We start from the raw sequence: 15,017 nt of genomic DNA on the forward strand, positions 1-15,017 counted from the left end.
AAGCGTAACCACCGAAGCCGGTTACGCGTAAACGTGCGGCGCGAGCACCCCGACACCGCGCAGGTTGCGGTAACGCTCGGCGTAGTCGAGACCGTAGCCGACCACGAACTTGTTCGGGATGTCGAAGCCCACGTACCGCACCGGCACGTCGACCTTCGCGGCATCCGGTTTGCGCAGCAGCGCGAGGATGTCGACGGATGCCGCCCCGCGGCTCTGCAGGTTCGCCAGCAGCCACGACAGGGTCAGGCCGGAGTCGATGATGTCCTCCACGATGAGCACGCGGCGGCCGGTCAGATCCGAATCGAGGTCCTTCAGGATGCGCACGACCCCCGACGACTGCGTGCCGGAGCCGTAGCTCGACACCGCCATCCAGTCCATGTTGATCGGCAGCTTGAGCTCGCGAGCGAGGTCCGCCATGACCATGACGGCGCCCTTCAGCACCCCGACGAGCAGCAGGCGCTCGCCCGCGTAATCCTTCTCGATCTCGCGGCTGAGTTCGGCGATGCGCTCGTGGATGGCGTCTTCGGTCAGGAGGATTTCTTCGAGGTCATCGGCGACATCGTCGAGTTTCATGCCCGTGGTGTTCCTTCGTTCGATGACCCGCGGCCCTGCCCACCGCCCGCGGCGGAGAACACGAGCAAGGCGCCCTGTCTCACCACTCTAATGCCCGGCAGATGCAGCTCGCCCTGCCCGTGCCAGTCCGTCACGAGCCTCGCCACCTCGAGCGTCTGCGCGCGGCTCAGCGACACCCCGAACTCGGATGCGACCGCCAACCGGATGATGCGCTGCCTCAGCGCTGCCGGGTTGTGCTCCAAACCCTTGACGCTGAGCGACAGGCCTGCCTCAGCGTGCTCGGCGAGCTCCTCGGCCTGCTCGTCGGCGAAGTGATCGAGGGCCTCGGAGTCCTCCCGTGACTGCTCTGCCGTGCGGGCGAGCGCCTCGGCGATGCCCGGGCCGAGCTCCGCCTCGAGCATCGGCAGGATCGTCTCTCGCACCCGCACCCGCGCGAACGCGGGGTCGCCGTTCTGCGGGTCGTGCCACGGCTCGAGCCCCGAGTCGACGCAGAACTGCAGGGTCGTCGCGCGGCGGATGCCGAGGAGGGGGCGGAGGTACGCGAACCGCGCATCCGGTGCCGTCGCGGACCCCTCTCCCTCACGATTGCGCCCGGACGCGGCGTTTGCCTCCTGGCGCGCGGGCGCATTCGCGGCGTCCGGGCGCAGATACCCGTCCCGGTCCGACCAACTCACCGGCGCCATCCCGCTCAGACTCGCGGACCCACTGCCCCGGGCGAGCCCGAGCAGCACCGTCTCGGCCTGGTCGTCGAGCGTGTGGCCGAGGAGCACGGCGGATGCGCCCAGCTCCACCGCCGCGTCGGCGAGCGCGGCGTACCGCGCCGTCCGCGCGGCAGCTTCCGGCCCGCCCTCGGCGCCGACCTCGACCCGACGCACCACGACAGGGTCGAGCCCCAGCTCGCGCGCCTGCTCCGCCGCCCGAGCCGCGACATCCGCCGACCCCGCCTGCAGCCCATGGTCGACGACGACCGCACCGGCGCGGAGTCCGGCCCGCGGCGCCTCGAACGCGGTGGCGGCCGCGAGCGCGAGGGAGTCCGGTCCGCCGCTCAGTGCCACGAGCACGAGCCCTTCGCCGGACGAGCCCAGCGACGCGAGCGCCCCACGCACAGCGCGGCGCACATCCGCGATGGCGGGCGACAATCTTGGGCGGGTGGTCATCCAGTAACGTTATTCCAGCAACCCGCTCGAAAGGACCCCATCCATGGCCTACTACGACGCCATCATCGAAATCCCGCGCGGGAGCCGCAACAAATACGAGGTCGACCACGAGACCGGCCGCGTGTTCCTCGACCGGGTGCTCTACACGAGCTTCGTCTACCCCGCCGACTACGGCTTCTTCGAGAACACGCTCGGCCTCGACGGCGACCCCGTCGACGTGCTCGTGCTGCTCGAGTACCCGCTCTTCCCCGGCGTCGGCCTCTCGGTGCGCCCGGTCGGCGTGTTCAGCATGACGGATGACGCCGGCTCCGACGCGAAAGTCATCGCCGTACCCGCCAAGGATCCGCGCTGGGACCACATTCAGGATGTCACCGACATCCCCGAGTTCACGCGCAAAGAGATCGAGCACTTCTTCGAACACTACAAGGACCTCGAGCCCGGCAAGTGGGTCAAGACCGAAGGCTGGGGCGACGTCGCCGAAGCCGAGGCGATCGTGGTCGCGGGGCTCGAGAAGCGCAAGGTCGAGGGCTAGCTTCTCCGATGGAGCGCTAGCTTCTCCGATTGAGCGCCAGCTTCTCCGATTGAGTTCGCCGAAATCGGGGTCTCGACAGGCTCGACCTGAGAAGGGGCGCCTCAGGTGAGGTTGATGCCGCGCGCCCGCATGAAGGGCTGAGGATCCACCGCGCTGTTATTGATGCGCACCTCGAAGTGGAGGTGGCATCCGGTCGCCGCCCCCGTGGCCCCCACGCGAGCGATCTGCTGGCCGACACCAACCGTCTGACCGACGTGCACGAGGATGCCGCCACTCACGATGTGCGCATATCCGGTGCGGATGTTGCTCTCATGCTGGAGGAGGATGAAGTACCCGTAGGTGCCGTACCACCCCGTGTAGACCACTTCGCCGGTATGGGCCGCATAGATGGGGCTGTTGCACGCGGCGCCGAGGTCGGTGCCGCGATGGAACGGGTTGACACCGCTGACCGGGGGAACACGCGCGCCGTAGGGGCTCGTCACGTGACCGGCTGACGGCCTCGCCCAGCCCTGCGAGCTGATCTCGACCGCCCCGCCGGCACCCCACCGCTCCTTGACGCCCTTGACGTACTCCGCCTCGGTGTGGACCCGGTTGCTCTGCAGGGTCGCGAGTTGCGCCTGGAGCCGACTGTTGTTGGCCTGCTGCTCCGAATAGGCCGCGGCAGCGGCCTCCGCCGCCTTCTGGGCCTTCAGCTGGGCCGCCTCGGCCGCGATCCTCAGCTCGTCGAGCGCCTTCCGCGCCACGTTGGCCTGGTCGGTGAGCGACTGGGCGGTGTTCTGCTGCTGTACCGCCTTGTCGTGCAGTCCCCTCGACTGCTCGTTGATCTTGCTCGCCATGCCGACCTGGGAGAGCACGTCGGATGCGTCGTCGCCGTTGAAGAACAGGGTCGCCGTGAGATCGTCGCCGCCGATGCGCGCGAGGCGGGCCATCATCTGACCGGCGCGCTTCTTGTACTCTTCGGCCTTCTCCTGGGCCTCATCCGCCTGACGCTGGTACTCCTGCGTCTTGCGGTCCTGCGCGTCGAAGGCTTCCACAGCCTTCTGGAACACCTCACCCAGCCGCTTCGCCTCTGCCTCGGTCGCATCCACCTTGTCCTGCAGCTGCTTGAGCAGCGCCTGCAGCCGGGCGATCTCGACCTTCTTCGCCTTGACGTCGTTCCTCGCCTTGAGCACGTCATTCCAGCTCGGGTAGTCGACCGCCCAGGCGGCGTCGTGCGACGGAGCCGCGACCGTGCCGGTGAACACCATGCTGAGGAGCGCGAGCGTGACGAAGAGTCGGTTGCGCCACCAGAGCGTGCGCGAGCCGGCTGAGTTGCCTGCGCCGCGCGCACGCACGCGGGCGGGTCCGCCCTGCGACTGCGTCATGTTTCCCCGGTTCCCTGGGCAGCGACCCCCAGGTCACGCCAGTAACATTGTTAACATCAGTCACAGTAACAAGGCTTGTGCCCGATGGCCAGCATTGACAAGCTTCAACTTTCACTTGAACCTACTCGCCGGCATCCGGATGGCGGGGAACCGCGCCGGTGCGCCGCATCCGCGCGTTTGGCAAAACCGGTGCTCGCCCTTATGCTTGATCGTCGGTAGCTAAGAAGGTTCCACACTTCCTGGCCCCATCGTTTAGTGGCCTAGGACACCGCCCTTTCACGGCGGCAGCACGGGTTCGAATCCCGTTGGGGTCACCAAACCGAAACTGAATAGCTAGGCCCTGTAGCGCAGTTGGTTAGCGCGCCGCCCTGTCACGGCGGAGGTCGCCGGTTCAAGTCCGGTCAGGGTCGCAAGGCACGGCCACTCTCGCCAGTGGCTGTGCCTTACCTCCCTCCGGGGAGGGCACGGCTCTGTAGCTCAGTTGGTAGAGCGCACGACTGAAAATCGTGAGGTCACCGGATCGACGCCGGTCGGAGCCACCGCCAGTTCTTCATCGTCGCGACGACGGGTTCACTTCTTCTTGCCGCCGACACCAGGCCGTGACGTGATCTGCCTCATCCAGTCCGCGACCTGCACCTCATCGACGTCATCGAGGGATGCGAGCTCGACTCCCCGCGTCGCCTTGCCCATCCCGATCGGCGTCACCGGCGGCACGGGGTCGAGCGTCGCGCCGTTCACGAACATGAGCTTGACATGGTCGGCAAAGGCGCCGCTGCTGAAACACCACCCGTCGCCCACCCCGTAGTAGGCCATACCCCCACTTGACCGAGCGCTCGAGCCCCACGTCCGATCCTTGCCTTTGCCGACATCCGAGTTGGCCATGACGAATGGTAGCCCCGGATGAGGGTGCAGAAGGAGGGTGGGCATGGCCCAGCGGCTCAGGGCCCCAGCGGCTCAGGCGCCGAGCTGGCCCCGGCGCCGGGTGAGGTGCGCGACCTCAGCCGTGTTGCCGGCCAGGGCGATCGCGCGGTCGTAGGCAGCGCGCGCGTCGGCCGAGCGTCCGAGTCGTCGCAGCAGGTCCGCGCGCGTCGCGTGGAAGGCGTGGTAGTCGTCGAGCGCGGTCGCGAGGCGGTCGACGGAGGCGAGGGCGACATCCGGACCGTCGAGCTCGGACATCGCGATCGCACGGTTGAGCGCGACGATCGGGCTCGGGTCTACGCCTGCGAGTTGATCGTAGAGCGCGAGGACCTGCGACCAGTCGGTGTCGCGCGCGTCGGGCACCGATGTGTGGACCGCGTTGATCGCAGCCAGCAGCTGGTAGCGACCGGGCACGCCCTCACCGCGGGCGACGGCATCCACACGCTCGCGCACGAGAGCGATGCCCTCGGCGATGAGGGCGTGGTCCCAGGCGCCCCGATCCTGCTCATCGAGTCGCACGAGCTCACCGGATGCCGAAACGCGCGCGGCCGCCCGCGCCTCGGTCAGCAGCATGAGGGCGAGCAGGCCGGCCACCTCGCCGTCGTGCGGAAGAAGCTCCCGCACGAGCCGCGTCATCCGGATCGCCTCCGCCGTGAGCTCGCGACGCACCGGTTCGGACTCGGCGCCGGAAGCGAGGTAACCCTCGTTGAAGACGAGGTAGAGCACGGCGAGCACTCCGGCGACCCGCGCCGGCAGGTCGGGCGCCTCTGGGACGCGGAACGGGATGCCGGCGGCCCTGATCTTGCCCTTCGCGCGCGTGATGCGCTGGCCCATCGTGACCTCCTGAACGAGGAACGCGTGGGCGATCTCGGGCACGGTCAGGCCGCCGACCATCCGCAGGGTCAGCGCGACGCGGGCCTCCATCGAGAGCGCCGGATGACAGCAGGTGAAGAGCAGGCGCAGCCGGTCGTCGTCGACGGTGCCCGTGGGCTCGGGCGGGCTGTCGTCTTGAAGCATGAGCGCCTCCTGATGTTTCGCATCGCGCCGTGCCTCCCGCCGCAACCGGTCGATCGCCTTGCGGTTGGCGGTCATGGTGACCCAGGCACCCGGGTTCGGGGGAATGCCGTCGCGGGGCCACCTCTCGACCGCGGTCGCGAAGGCCTCGCCGGCCATGTCCTCGGCGAGGCCGAGATCGCCGAACCGGCGGGTGAGCGAGGCAACCACCCGCGCCCACTCCTCACGGTGGACCCGGGTGATCGCCTCGGCGACGGCGTCCGTCACACGCTGCCTGTCGGGCGGACCTCGACCTTGCGCCCGCACGCCTTCGACCCCTCAGCGGCGAGCTTGAGCGCGGCGTCGAGATCCGGAACGTCGACGATCCAGAGGCCCGCGAAGTACTCCTTCGACTCGATGTAGGGACCGTCGGTGAAGACCGGCTCCGCCCCTGTGCCGTCGACGACGGTCGCGGTCGACGGCTCGGTCAGGCCGTTCGCGTAGACGAAGCTGCCCTCCTCCTTGAGCCTGTCGTTGAAGACGCCGGTGGCCGCCATCTGGGCGTCGCGTTCCTCCTGCGTGCCGTACGTGTCGAACTCGCCGTAATCGCTCGGCCCCCAGACCACCAGAAAGTAGTGCGCCATGAGCTTTCTCCCTTCACGTGGGGCGGCCCCGTCGGCCGCCTCTCACTGGTACCACGAAGAGTGGTGCGCCATTTCGACATCCTCGACCAGATTGCCGGAAATCGGATGACGAGTGTGGCAGGTGAGGCTGGGAACGGCCGCCGCGGTCAGGTGGCCTCGAGACACGATTTCCCCGCAGAAGGGCGACGAGAGCGGTGCTCCTAGACTCGAACACGACCCCAACGGATCGAGTCGCATGACGGACCCAGACGAGCGAGAAGCGGCGCAGTCCCCGCGCGACGTGTTCCGGCATCCGGGGTTCGTGAGGTTCTGGACCGCGGAGACCGTCTCCGGCTTCGGCGACTACGTGACCGTGCTCGCCCTGCAGGTGCTCGTCGTCACGACCCTCTCCGGCACTGCAGTGGATGTCGGGCTCCTGGGCGCATCCCGCTGGCTGCCCTACCTGCTGTTCGGTCTCGTGCTCGGCGTCCTCATCGACCGCCGTCGCCGACGCCCGGTCCTCATCGCCACCGACCTCGGATGCGCCGTGCTGCTCGCACTCATCCCCCTGCTGTGGTGGATGGGCCGGCTGAGCCTCCCCGTCGTGCTCGCCATCGCCTTCGCGTACGGGACGCTCACCCTCATGAACGACTCCGCCTCGCAGTCCTACCTTCCGCGGCTCGTCCCGCGCAGCGCCCTGCTCGCCGCCAACGCCCGCATCGACCAGAGCGCGGCCGTCGCCCAGACCACCGGCCCGATCGTCGGCGGCGCGCTCATCTCCGCGCTGACCGCGCCGATCGCAATCCTCGTGGATGTCGCCAGCTACCTGGCCTCCGCGCTCACGCTCTCGCGCATCCGGGTCGGCGAACCCGCAGCGGCGCCGCCCGCCGCGCGTCGCAGCCTGTTCGCCGAACTAGCGGAGGGCCTGCGCTGGGTGTACCGGCACCGGATGCTCGCCCCGCTCGCCGTCGCCACCCATGTCTGGTTTCTGTTCAACAGCATCCTGGGCACGGTCTTCGTCGCCTTTGTGCTCATCAACCTGCACCTCGGTGCCCTCCACCTCGGCATCACGCTCGCGGCGGCCGGCCTCGGTGCACTCCTCGGCAGCCTGTACTCGACACGCCTCGGCATCCGGTGGGGCGCCGGGCGCGCTGCGATCGTCGCCAACCTGCTCATGCCGCTCGGCTGGGTTGTCATCGTGCTCGCGCCGGGAGTCGGCGTCGCAGTCGGCGGGGCAGGCGTCGATGGGCGCGCTGGATTCCCCGGCGGGGCGGGCGCCGACGGAGGTGCCGTGCTCATGGTGGTCGGCATCCTCTGCCTCGGCCAGTTCGTCTACGGGACCGGGATGGGTCTCGAGAACGCGAACACGCTGGGCTACCGGCAGTCGGTAACTCCGGATGCCCTCCAGGGCCGCATGAACACGTCCATCCGGTCGGTCAACCGCGCCATGATCGTCATCGGAGCGCCGCTCGGCGGTGTCCTCGCCGAGGCGATCGGCTACCGGGAGGCGCTGTGGATCGGGATCGCGGGGTTCGTCGTCGTCGCCATCGGGCTGGCGGTGTCACCGTTCCGGCGCGCCCGACACGGGGACGAAGGTACCGTTCCCTGAGGAACGGTACTGCTACCCCAACAGTGCCTTCATCTGCTTCGCGATGAGCTCCGTCGCACGGCGCGGCGAGAGGCGCGACATCCGGTCCATGAACTTCGCGTCACCACCGATGACGACCCGGTATGCGCCCTTCTCGACGCCCTCGACGATCTGGCGTCCGGCATCCACCGCACTCGTCGTCTTGTAGCCCTTGCCGGCATCCGCACTCTCGGGCATCTTGATCTCCACACCCGAGTTCGCCGTAATGTTCGTGCCCACCCCGCCGGGGAACACCACCGTCACCGACACGTTCGTGCCGCGCGTCTCCGCGTACAGCGCCTCCGTGAAGAGCTTGACCGCAGCCTTGCTCGCCCCGTACGCCGCCTGGCCGGGCACCGGCAGGAACCCACCCATGCTCGACACGTTCAGCACGGCCGCCTCCGGCCGCGCGAGCAGCGCCGGCAGGAACGCCTTCGTCATGTTCACGACGCCCCAGAAGTTCACGTTCATGACCCGCTCGATCTCCTCGAACTCAAGCTCCTGCAGCTTCACGAAGCGCTGGATGATCCCGGCCACATTCAACAGACCGTCTACCTGGCCGTGCGCCTTGACCACCGCAACCGGGAGCGCCAGAACGGCCTTGCGGTCGGTCACGTTGAGAGCGTGCGTCGTCAGCATCCCGGATGCCGCCCCGGCGAGCTCGACCGTCTCGGCCAGCCCGGCCTCGCTTAAATCGACCGCAGCCACCCGCGCCCCGCGCGCGATGAGACCGATGACCACCTCGCGGCCCATACCGTTGCCGCCACCGGTGACAACGAAGACCTTACCCTTGACGTCCATGGACATCCCTTTCCGATTCGGGTCGACGTGGCCCGTACTGCCCATTATCCGCGGGGTTCGGGCGGGCCGCTGAGCCTTCTGCCGTGAAAAGTCGGTGCGGGGGTTCCCTTCGTGACGCGCCCCCGCGCGCTCCTCAGGGAACGGTCGGAGCGGGTGCGAGAATCGACGCATGAGCCTGCATCTCACCGGCGACGAATCCGCCGACACCCTGCTGACCGAGAACCCCTTCGCCCTGCTCGTCGGCATGCTGCTCGACCAGCAGATCCCGATGGAGACCGCGTTCGCCGGCCCCGCGAAACTGCGCGACCGCCTCGGCTCGATCGACCCCACCACAATCGCCGGCTACGACCCGGATGCCTTCCTCGACGCCTTCCGGATCTCGCCCGCCGTCCACCGCTTCCCCGGCTCCATGGCCGCCCGCGTGCAGTCGCTGGCCGCGGCCGTGCGGGACGACTGGGGCGGAGACGCCGCGGCGATCTGGACATCCGCCGGCCCTGATGACAACGGCCCGGGCGGCAGCGCGCCCGACGGCCCCGAGATCCTGCGTCGCCTGAAGGCACTCCCCGGCTTCGGAGAGCAGAAGGCGAAGATCTTCCTCGCGCTGCTCGGCAAGCAGTGCGGGCTCACGGCATCCGTATGGCGCGAGGCGAGCGGCCACTACGGTGAGGAGGGCTCGCACCGGTCGATCGCCGACATCACGGATGCCGAATCGCTGCGGCTCGTGCGCGAGACGAAAAAGGCGGCGAAAGCGGCCGCAAAGAAGGCCTGAAAAGGACTGAACGAAACGCATCCCGACGCGGTCCGCGACGCGCCCTCCAGGCGCCCGATCGGCATCCGGATCGCCGACCTCGCCGACGCCGGTCCAGCGAGAAATGGAAAGTCGGCGTAATCTCTCCTAGTCTCGGTACTTTGATGCGCCGGAAAGAAGAAGAGCCATTATGCCAACAGTGGAACTGACCGCCGACGACTTCGAGAAGACGGTCACCGCTCCCGGAATCACCCTCGTCGACTTCTGGGCCGCCTGGTGCGGGCCGTGCCGACAGTTCGCGCCGGTCTTCGACAAGGCGAGCGAAGCCAACGAGGACGTGACCTTCGCAAAGGTCGACACCGACGCCGAACAGGCACTCGCCGGTGCGGCCGGTATCACCTCGATCCCGACGCTCATGGCGTTCCGGGACGGGGTGCTCGTGTTCTCCCAGCCCGGTGCGCTTCCCGCGCCGGCGCTCGACCAGGTCATCACCGCGGTGCGCGAGCTCGACATGGACGAGGTCCACGCGAAGATCGCCGCGCAGCAGGAAGCCGCAGCCCCCGCGCGCTGAGTGCCCCCGGCATCCGGTCTGTCCTGCGGACCCGGACCGGCTCATGAGGGCGTTTGTGCCTCAGGATGCCGAACGTTCGCCCTCACGAGGGACAAACCCCGTCATCAGCGCGGGCGCGCGGACGCGCGGACGCACGGACGCAATCGCCGAACTCCCGCGACGTCGAGCCCTCCTACAGGCTCCCGCCGAAGGTCTGGCAGGCGTTCGGCCCCTTCTCGTAGCCGATCGAGAACCACTTCTGGCGCTGCTCGCTCGAACCGTGCGTCCAGGTCTCCGGATTCACCTGCCCCGTCGCCTGCGACTGGATGCGGTCGTCGCCGATCACCTGCGCCGCGTTGAGCGCGTCGTTGATCTGCTGCTGGGTGATGGGCTCCAGGAACGGCACGCCACTGGCATCCGGAACCGTCGAGGCATCCTTAGCCCACGAGCCGCCGTAGCAGTCGGCCTGCAGCTCGAGCCGCACCGAGTCGGATGTCGGGCCGGTGTCGCGCAGGTCGAGGTTGTCCATCGTGCCGAGCACGTTCTGGATGTGGTGGCCCCACTCGTGCGCGACCACGTACATCTCCGCGAGCGGGCCTCCGGTCGCGCCGAACTGGTTGCGCAACTCGTCGAAGAAGCCGGTGTCGACGTAGATCGACTCGTCGCTCGGGCAGTAGAACGGGCCGGTCGCGCTCGTCGCGTTGCCGCATCCGGTGCTCGTCGCGCCGGTGAACAGCACGAAGTCGGCGGGCGAGCGGTAGGTGATGCCCTCCTCGGCGAACTTGCCCGCCCAGTAGGTGTCGAGGGATGCCGCGGCGCCCTTCATGCGGCATTCGACGTTCGCGTTGGCGTCGGCGCCCGTCTGGCACTGCTCGAGGTTGTCGGACGGGCCGACCTGCGACTGACCGGTACTGCCGTCGAAGAGGCCGGAGAGCCCGGTGAGGTCGACGCCCAGAATCGGGGAGAGGATGGCGAGGATGACGACGGCGATTCCGCCCCCGCCGACCGCGATGCCGGTGTTGCGACCGCGGCGACTGACCTTACCGTTGCCGATATTCGAGTCAGGGTTGAACGTCATGGGTAGACGTTACTACGCGTGCCATCGGCGTGCGGTGCCGGCTCTGATGAGTTCCAGGAGGGCGCTGCGCAGGGCGGTCGGGTCGGAGAGTTCGGGGAAGACGTCGGCCTCCAGCGTGCGCGCCGCCTCCCAGGCCCGATTGCCCTCCTGCGTGCGTGTGACGATGTGCCGGCGACGGTCTTTCGGGTCGCGCTCGCGCGCCACGTAACCCTGCCGTTCGAGCCGGTCGAGGGTGCGCGACATCGTCTGGTTCTCGACGCGGGCGCGCTCGGCGAGCTCGGTCTGGCTCGTCGACTCGTCGCCGAGGAGGTGAAGGGCCACGAGACCGGCATGGGAGAGGCCCAACTCGTCGAGCGCATCCAGCCAGGCGTGTTCGACGAGGCGCGCCGCGGTCGAGAGGAGTCGGCCAGTGGGCCAGGCGGCCATGGGGCCGTGCTCGTCCTCGCCCGGGGTGACCAGCTCATCCATGCCCTCAGGATAGCGCCCCCGGAGTGAATTGCTCAGCCGGCTGTCGATTTGATAAGCTGGCTGACTAACGACACGGAAGCGACACCATGACCTCCTCGCGCACCAAATGGCTCGGCCTCGTCGTCATCAGCCTCGCGGTCTCGCTCATCATCGTCGACTCGACCATCGTCAACGTCGCCATCCCCTCGATCGTCGACGAGCTCGCGATCACCTCCACCCAGGTGCAGTGGGTGCAGGAGAGCTACACGCTCGTCTTCGCGGCGCTGCTCCTCATGTTCGGCACGCTCGCCGACCGCTTCGGGCGACGGCGGATGCTGCTCATCGGCGTCGTGATCTTCGCCCTGTCGTCGGTGCTCGCCGCTGCCGCCCGGAGCGGCGACCTGCTCATCGGCTCGCGTGTGCTGCAGGGAGTCGGCGGAGCGATGATCCTCCCGTCGACGCTCTCCGTCATCAACGCGACGTTCCGCGGGCGCGACCGTGCGATCGCCTTCGCCGTGTGGGGCTCGACGATCGGCGGCATGGCCGCCGTCGGCCCCGTGCTCGGCGGATGGCTCACCACCTACTTCTCCTGGCGCTGGGCGTTCGGCATCAACGTGCCGCTCGGAGTCGTCATCGTCGTGGGGGTGTTGTTCTTCGTGCTCGAGTCGCGTGAGCCCGGCGCTCGCGGCCTGGACCTCGTCGGGGCTGTGCTCTCGATCGTCGCGAGCGGTACCCTCGTCTTCGGGCTCATCGAGGGCCGCACTTACGGATGGTGGCTCGCCGACACCGTCCCCGACATCGGCTCGTGGAGCTGGCCGTTCGACCTCTCGCCCATCCCGATCGTGTTCCTCATCGCCGCGCTCGCCCTGATCGGGTTCGTCCTGTGGGGGATTCGACGTGAGCGCGCGGGCAGGCCCACGATGCTCGCCTTCGGCCTGTTCACGATCCCTTCATTCCGGAACGGGAATATTGCAGCGCTCATCGTCTCCCTCGGCGAGTACGGCGTCATCCTGTCGTTGCCGTTGTGGCTGCAGAACGTGCTCGGCTACGACGCCCTCCAGACCGGGTACGTCATCCTCGCGCTCGCGATCGGCTCGTTCGTGGCGAGCGGTTTCGCCGGCAGTTTCGGCAACCGGATCTCACCGGTCTGGATCGTGCGGATGGGCATCCTCGCCGAGATGGTCGGCGTCGCCGCCGTCGGGTTGGTCATCGCACCGGACACGCAGTGGTGGTCGATCGCCATCGGCCTCTTCGTCTACGGCTTCGGCATCGGCCTCGCGACGGCTCAACTCACCGGCGTCGTGCTCAAGGATGTCCCGGTCGAGCAGAGCGGGCAGGGCTCCGGCACCCAGAGCACCGCACGCCAGGTGGGCAGCGCGCTCGGCATCGCCATACTCGGCACTGTGCTCTTCACGAGCGTCGGCGCGTCGCTCGAGACGCGCCTCGCCGACAACGACACGATTCCGGATGCCGTCAAGACCCAGATCGTCGACGCCGTCGTCGACAGCGCCGGGAACGCCATCCCGGGGCTCGACAACCGGTCGGCCGAGGTCGCCGCTGAGGCGAGGGCCGCCTTCAGCGACGGGACGCGCTACTCGGCGTTCGCGGCGGCCTGCTTCCTCGCGCTCGGACTGCTCGCGACCCTGCGGCTCGATGGGCGCAGGCAGGAATACGAGGGCGAGCATGCAGCAGAACCCGCGGGCACCGATGCGGTGCGCTGAAGGGCTACACTCCTACGCGGCGGGTGCCGCGGTCGCGAGCACCTCGAGCAACTGCTCCCCGTACTTTGCGAGCTTCGCCTCGCCGACCCCGGTGACGGTGCCGAGCTCGTCGAGCGATGACGGATGCCGGATGGCGAGCTCACGCAGCGTCGCGTCGTGGAAGATCACGTAGGCGGGCACGCCCTGCTCCTTCGCGGCCGCGGCGCGCCAGGCCCGCAGCGCCTCGAAGACCGGCTGCAGCGCCTCGGGCAGGTCGGCTCCGGCACTCCGCGACTTGCGCGCGGCGCGGGTGGATGTGCGCGCCGGTTCGCGGCGGAGGTCGACCCGGCGCGAGCCGTCCAGCACTCCCGCGCTGGCATCCGTGAGCACGAGCGTCCCGAAGCCATCCGAGTTGACGGCGAGCAGCCCCTGCGCAAGCAGCTGCCGCACGACCCCGCGCCACTCCGCCTCGGAGAGCTCGGTGCCGATGCCGTAGGTGGAGAGCGAGTCATGGCCGTACTGGTCGACGCGCGAGGTCTGCCTGCCGAGCAGGATGTCGACGAGGTGCCCCGCACCGAACTTCTGGTTCCGCTCGCGCTGCAGTCGCACGATCGTCGAGAGCAGTTTCTGCGCGGGGATCGTCCCGTCCCAGGACTCCGGCGGGTTCAGGCAGGTGTCGCAGTTGCCACAGGGAGACGACTTCTCGCCGAAATATGCGAGAAGCTGCATGCGGCGACACTGCACCGTCTCACACAGCGCGAGCATGGCATCCAGGTGCGCGCCCAGCCGACGGCGATGCGCGAGGTCGCCTTCGGATGTCTCGATCATCCGGCGCTGCTGCATGACATCCTGCAGGCCGTAGGCGAGCCATGCCGTCGACGGCATGCCATCACGACCGGCGCGGCCGGTCTCCTGGTAGTAGCCCTCGACCGACTTGGGCAGGTCGAGGTGCGCGACGAAGCGGACATCCGGCTTGTCGATGCCCATCCCGAACGCGATCGTCGCGACCATGACCATACCGTCCTCGCGCAGGAACCTGGCCTGGTTCGCGGCGCGCACCCGCGCGTCGAGACCGGCGTGATACGGCAGTGCGGGGATGCCCTGCTCGACGAGGAATTCGGCCGTCTTCTCGACCGACGCGCGGGAGAGGCAGTAGACGATGCCGGCATCGCCGGGGTGCTCGGTGCGCAGCAGTTCGAGCAGCTGCTTCTGCGGCTGGTCCTTCGGGACGATCCGGTACTGGATGTTCGGCCGATCGAAGCTCGCGACGAAGTGCTTCGCGTCGCCCAGCTGCAAACGCTTCTGGATCTCGAGGTGTGTTTGCTCTGTGGCCGTCGCGGTGAGCGCGATGCGGGGCACGGCAGGCCAGCGCTCGTGCAGCATCGACAGGGCCAGGTAGTCGGGCCGGAAGTCGTGGCCCCACTGGGAGACGCAGTGGGCTTCATCGATTGCGAAGAGCGCGATCGTCCCGCGATCGAGCAGGTCGGCGGTCGAGGGGACGGTGATGCGCTCGGGCGCGAGGTAGAGCAGGTCGAGCTCGCCGGCGAGGTAGGCGCGCTCCACCCGCGCGCGCTCTTCCGGCCCCTGCGTGGAGTTCAGGAAGGCGGCGCGCACGCCCAGGGCGGCCAGGGCATCCACCTGGTCCTGCATGAGGGCGATGAGCGGCGAGATGACGACGCCGGTGCCCTCGCGCACGAGCGCCGGGATCTGGTAGCACAGCGACTTGCCGCCACCGGTCGGCATGAGCACGAGCGCGTCCCCGCCGTCGATGACGTGCCGGATGATGTCGGCCTGGTCGCCGCGGAACGCCTCGTACCCGAACACCCGGTGCAGGGCTTCGAGCGCGGGGGCGGAGTCGGGGGCGGTCGCGGCAGTCATCCTCTGAAACGATAGCCGCACCCACTGA

14 protein-coding genes, 3 tRNA genes and 1 pseudogene are annotated in these 15,017 nt (G+C 68.6%); 8 read left to right on the plus strand and 10 right to left on the minus strand.

Annotated elements, in window-relative coordinates:
- Nucleotides 1–21: 21 nt before the first annotated feature.
- Both hpt and tilS read right to left on the minus strand, forming a co-directional pair.
- Entirely contained in the window at nt 22–573 is a 552-nt protein-coding gene (hpt, locus tag ABD678_RS00425; RefSeq protein ID WP_344752613.1) for a hypoxanthine phosphoribosyltransferase, read from the minus strand.
- A complete protein-coding gene (tilS, locus tag ABD678_RS00430; protein WP_344752615.1) occupies nt 570–1,730 on the minus strand; it encodes a tRNA lysidine(34) synthetase TilS in 1,161 nt (386 codons plus the stop codon). Before tilS ends, hpt begins: the two co-directional genes overlap by 4 nt.
- Before the next feature lie 43 nt (nt 1,731–1,773).
- On the opposite strand from tilS, the gene ppa reads away from it, so the two are divergent.
- A complete protein-coding gene (gene ppa, locus ABD678_RS00435) occupies nt 1,774–2,262 on the plus strand; it encodes an inorganic diphosphatase (RefSeq protein WP_344752617.1) in 489 nt (162 codons plus the stop codon).
- A gap of 101 nt (nt 2,263–2,363) precedes the next feature.
- Here the strand turns inward: ppa and ABD678_RS00440 are convergent, their stop codons facing one another.
- Entirely contained in the window at nt 2,364–3,626 is a 1,263-nt protein-coding gene (locus ABD678_RS00440; RefSeq protein WP_344752619.1) for a peptidoglycan DD-metalloendopeptidase family protein, read from the minus strand.
- Nucleotides 3,627–3,867: 241 nt separating this feature from the next.
- Here ABD678_RS00440 and ABD678_RS00445 point away from each other — a divergent pair.
- The 3 genes from ABD678_RS00445 to ABD678_RS00455 all read left to right on the plus strand — a co-directional run bounded on the left by ABD678_RS00445 (nt 3,868) and on the right by ABD678_RS00455 (nt 4,165).
- Nucleotides 3,868–3,943, plus strand: a tRNA-Glu gene (locus ABD678_RS00445).
- A 19-nt stretch (nt 3,944–3,962) separates the two neighbouring features.
- Nucleotides 3,963–4,036 (plus strand) — tRNA-Asp (locus ABD678_RS00450).
- Between the two features lie 56 nt (nt 4,037–4,092).
- Nucleotides 4,093–4,165, plus strand: a tRNA-Phe gene (locus ABD678_RS00455).
- 31 nt (nt 4,166–4,196) lie between these two features.
- On the opposite strand, the gene ABD678_RS00460 is transcribed toward ABD678_RS00455, so the two are convergent.
- From ABD678_RS00460 to ABD678_RS00470, 3 genes are read right to left on the minus strand one after another with little or no spacing between them, the layout of a single operon-like run.
- The gene (locus ABD678_RS00460; RefSeq protein ID WP_344752621.1) at nt 4,197–4,553 is read right to left on the minus strand and encodes a DUF1801 domain-containing protein; all 357 of its coding nucleotides are present in this window, start codon (nt 4,551–4,553) and stop codon (nt 4,197–4,199) included.
- 27 nt (nt 4,554–4,580) lie between these two features.
- Entirely contained in the window at nt 4,581–5,825 is a 1,245-nt protein-coding gene (locus tag ABD678_RS00465) for an RNA polymerase sigma factor (RefSeq protein WP_344752623.1), read from the minus strand.
- Entirely contained in the window at nt 5,822–6,181 is a 360-nt protein-coding gene (locus ABD678_RS00470) for a YciI family protein (protein WP_344752625.1), read from the minus strand. The genes ABD678_RS00465 and ABD678_RS00470 overlap by 4 nt, the downstream gene beginning before the upstream one ends.
- A 235-nt stretch (nt 6,182–6,416) precedes the next feature.
- Between ABD678_RS00470 and ABD678_RS00475 the strand changes: the two genes are divergently transcribed.
- The gene (locus ABD678_RS00475) at nt 6,417–7,769 is read left to right on the plus strand and encodes an MFS transporter (protein WP_344752627.1); all 1,353 of its coding nucleotides are present in this window, start codon (nt 6,417–6,419) and stop codon (nt 7,767–7,769) included.
- Between the two features lie 12 nt (nt 7,770–7,781).
- Here ABD678_RS00475 and ABD678_RS00480 read toward each other — a convergent pair whose 3' ends face one another.
- Entirely contained in the window at nt 7,782–8,588 is an 807-nt protein-coding gene (locus ABD678_RS00480) for an SDR family NAD(P)-dependent oxidoreductase (RefSeq protein WP_344752629.1), read from the minus strand.
- A 169-nt stretch (nt 8,589–8,757) separates the two neighbouring features.
- On the opposite strand from ABD678_RS00480, the gene ABD678_RS00485 reads away from it, so the two are divergent.
- Both ABD678_RS00485 and trxA read left to right on the plus strand, forming a co-directional pair.
- Nucleotides 8,758–9,357, plus strand: coding sequence for an HhH-GPD-type base excision DNA repair protein (locus tag ABD678_RS00485; protein WP_344752631.1), 600 nt, complete (start codon nt 8,758–8,760; stop codon nt 9,355–9,357).
- Between the two features lie 163 nt (nt 9,358–9,520).
- Nucleotides 9,521–9,907: pseudogene (trxA, locus tag ABD678_RS00490) on the plus strand (thioredoxin); the annotation flags it as partial.
- A gap of 172 nt (nt 9,908–10,079) precedes the next feature.
- Here trxA and ypfJ read toward each other — a convergent pair.
- Both ypfJ and ABD678_RS00500 read right to left on the minus strand, forming a co-directional pair.
- Nucleotides 10,080–10,964, minus strand: a complete 885-nt coding sequence (gene ypfJ / locus ABD678_RS00495) for a KPN_02809 family neutral zinc metallopeptidase (RefSeq protein WP_344752633.1) — start codon at nt 10,962–10,964, stop codon at nt 10,080–10,082.
- A gap of 12 nt (nt 10,965–10,976) precedes the next feature.
- Nucleotides 10,977–11,432: a MarR family winged helix-turn-helix transcriptional regulator gene (locus ABD678_RS00500; protein ID WP_344752635.1), complete on the minus strand. Its 456-nt coding sequence runs from the start codon at nt 11,430–11,432 to the stop codon at nt 10,977–10,979.
- 86 nt (nt 11,433–11,518) lie between these two features.
- On the opposite strand from ABD678_RS00500, the gene ABD678_RS00505 reads away from it, so the two are divergent.
- Nucleotides 11,519–13,132: a DHA2 family efflux MFS transporter permease subunit gene (locus ABD678_RS00505; protein ID WP_344752637.1), complete on the plus strand. Its 1,614-nt coding sequence runs from the start codon at nt 11,519–11,521 to the stop codon at nt 13,130–13,132.
- A gap of 12 nt (nt 13,133–13,144) precedes the next feature.
- On the opposite strand, the gene recQ is transcribed toward ABD678_RS00505, so the two are convergent.
- A complete protein-coding gene (gene recQ, locus ABD678_RS00510) occupies nt 13,145–14,989 on the minus strand; it encodes a DNA helicase RecQ (protein ID WP_344752639.1) in 1,845 nt (614 codons plus the stop codon).
- Between the last annotated feature and the right edge of the window lie 28 nt (nt 14,990–15,017).

It is taken from the genome of Leifsonella bigeumensis, assembly GCF_039537265.1.
GTDB lineage: Bacteria > Actinomycetota > Actinomycetes > Actinomycetales > Microbacteriaceae > Terrimesophilobacter > Terrimesophilobacter bigeumensis.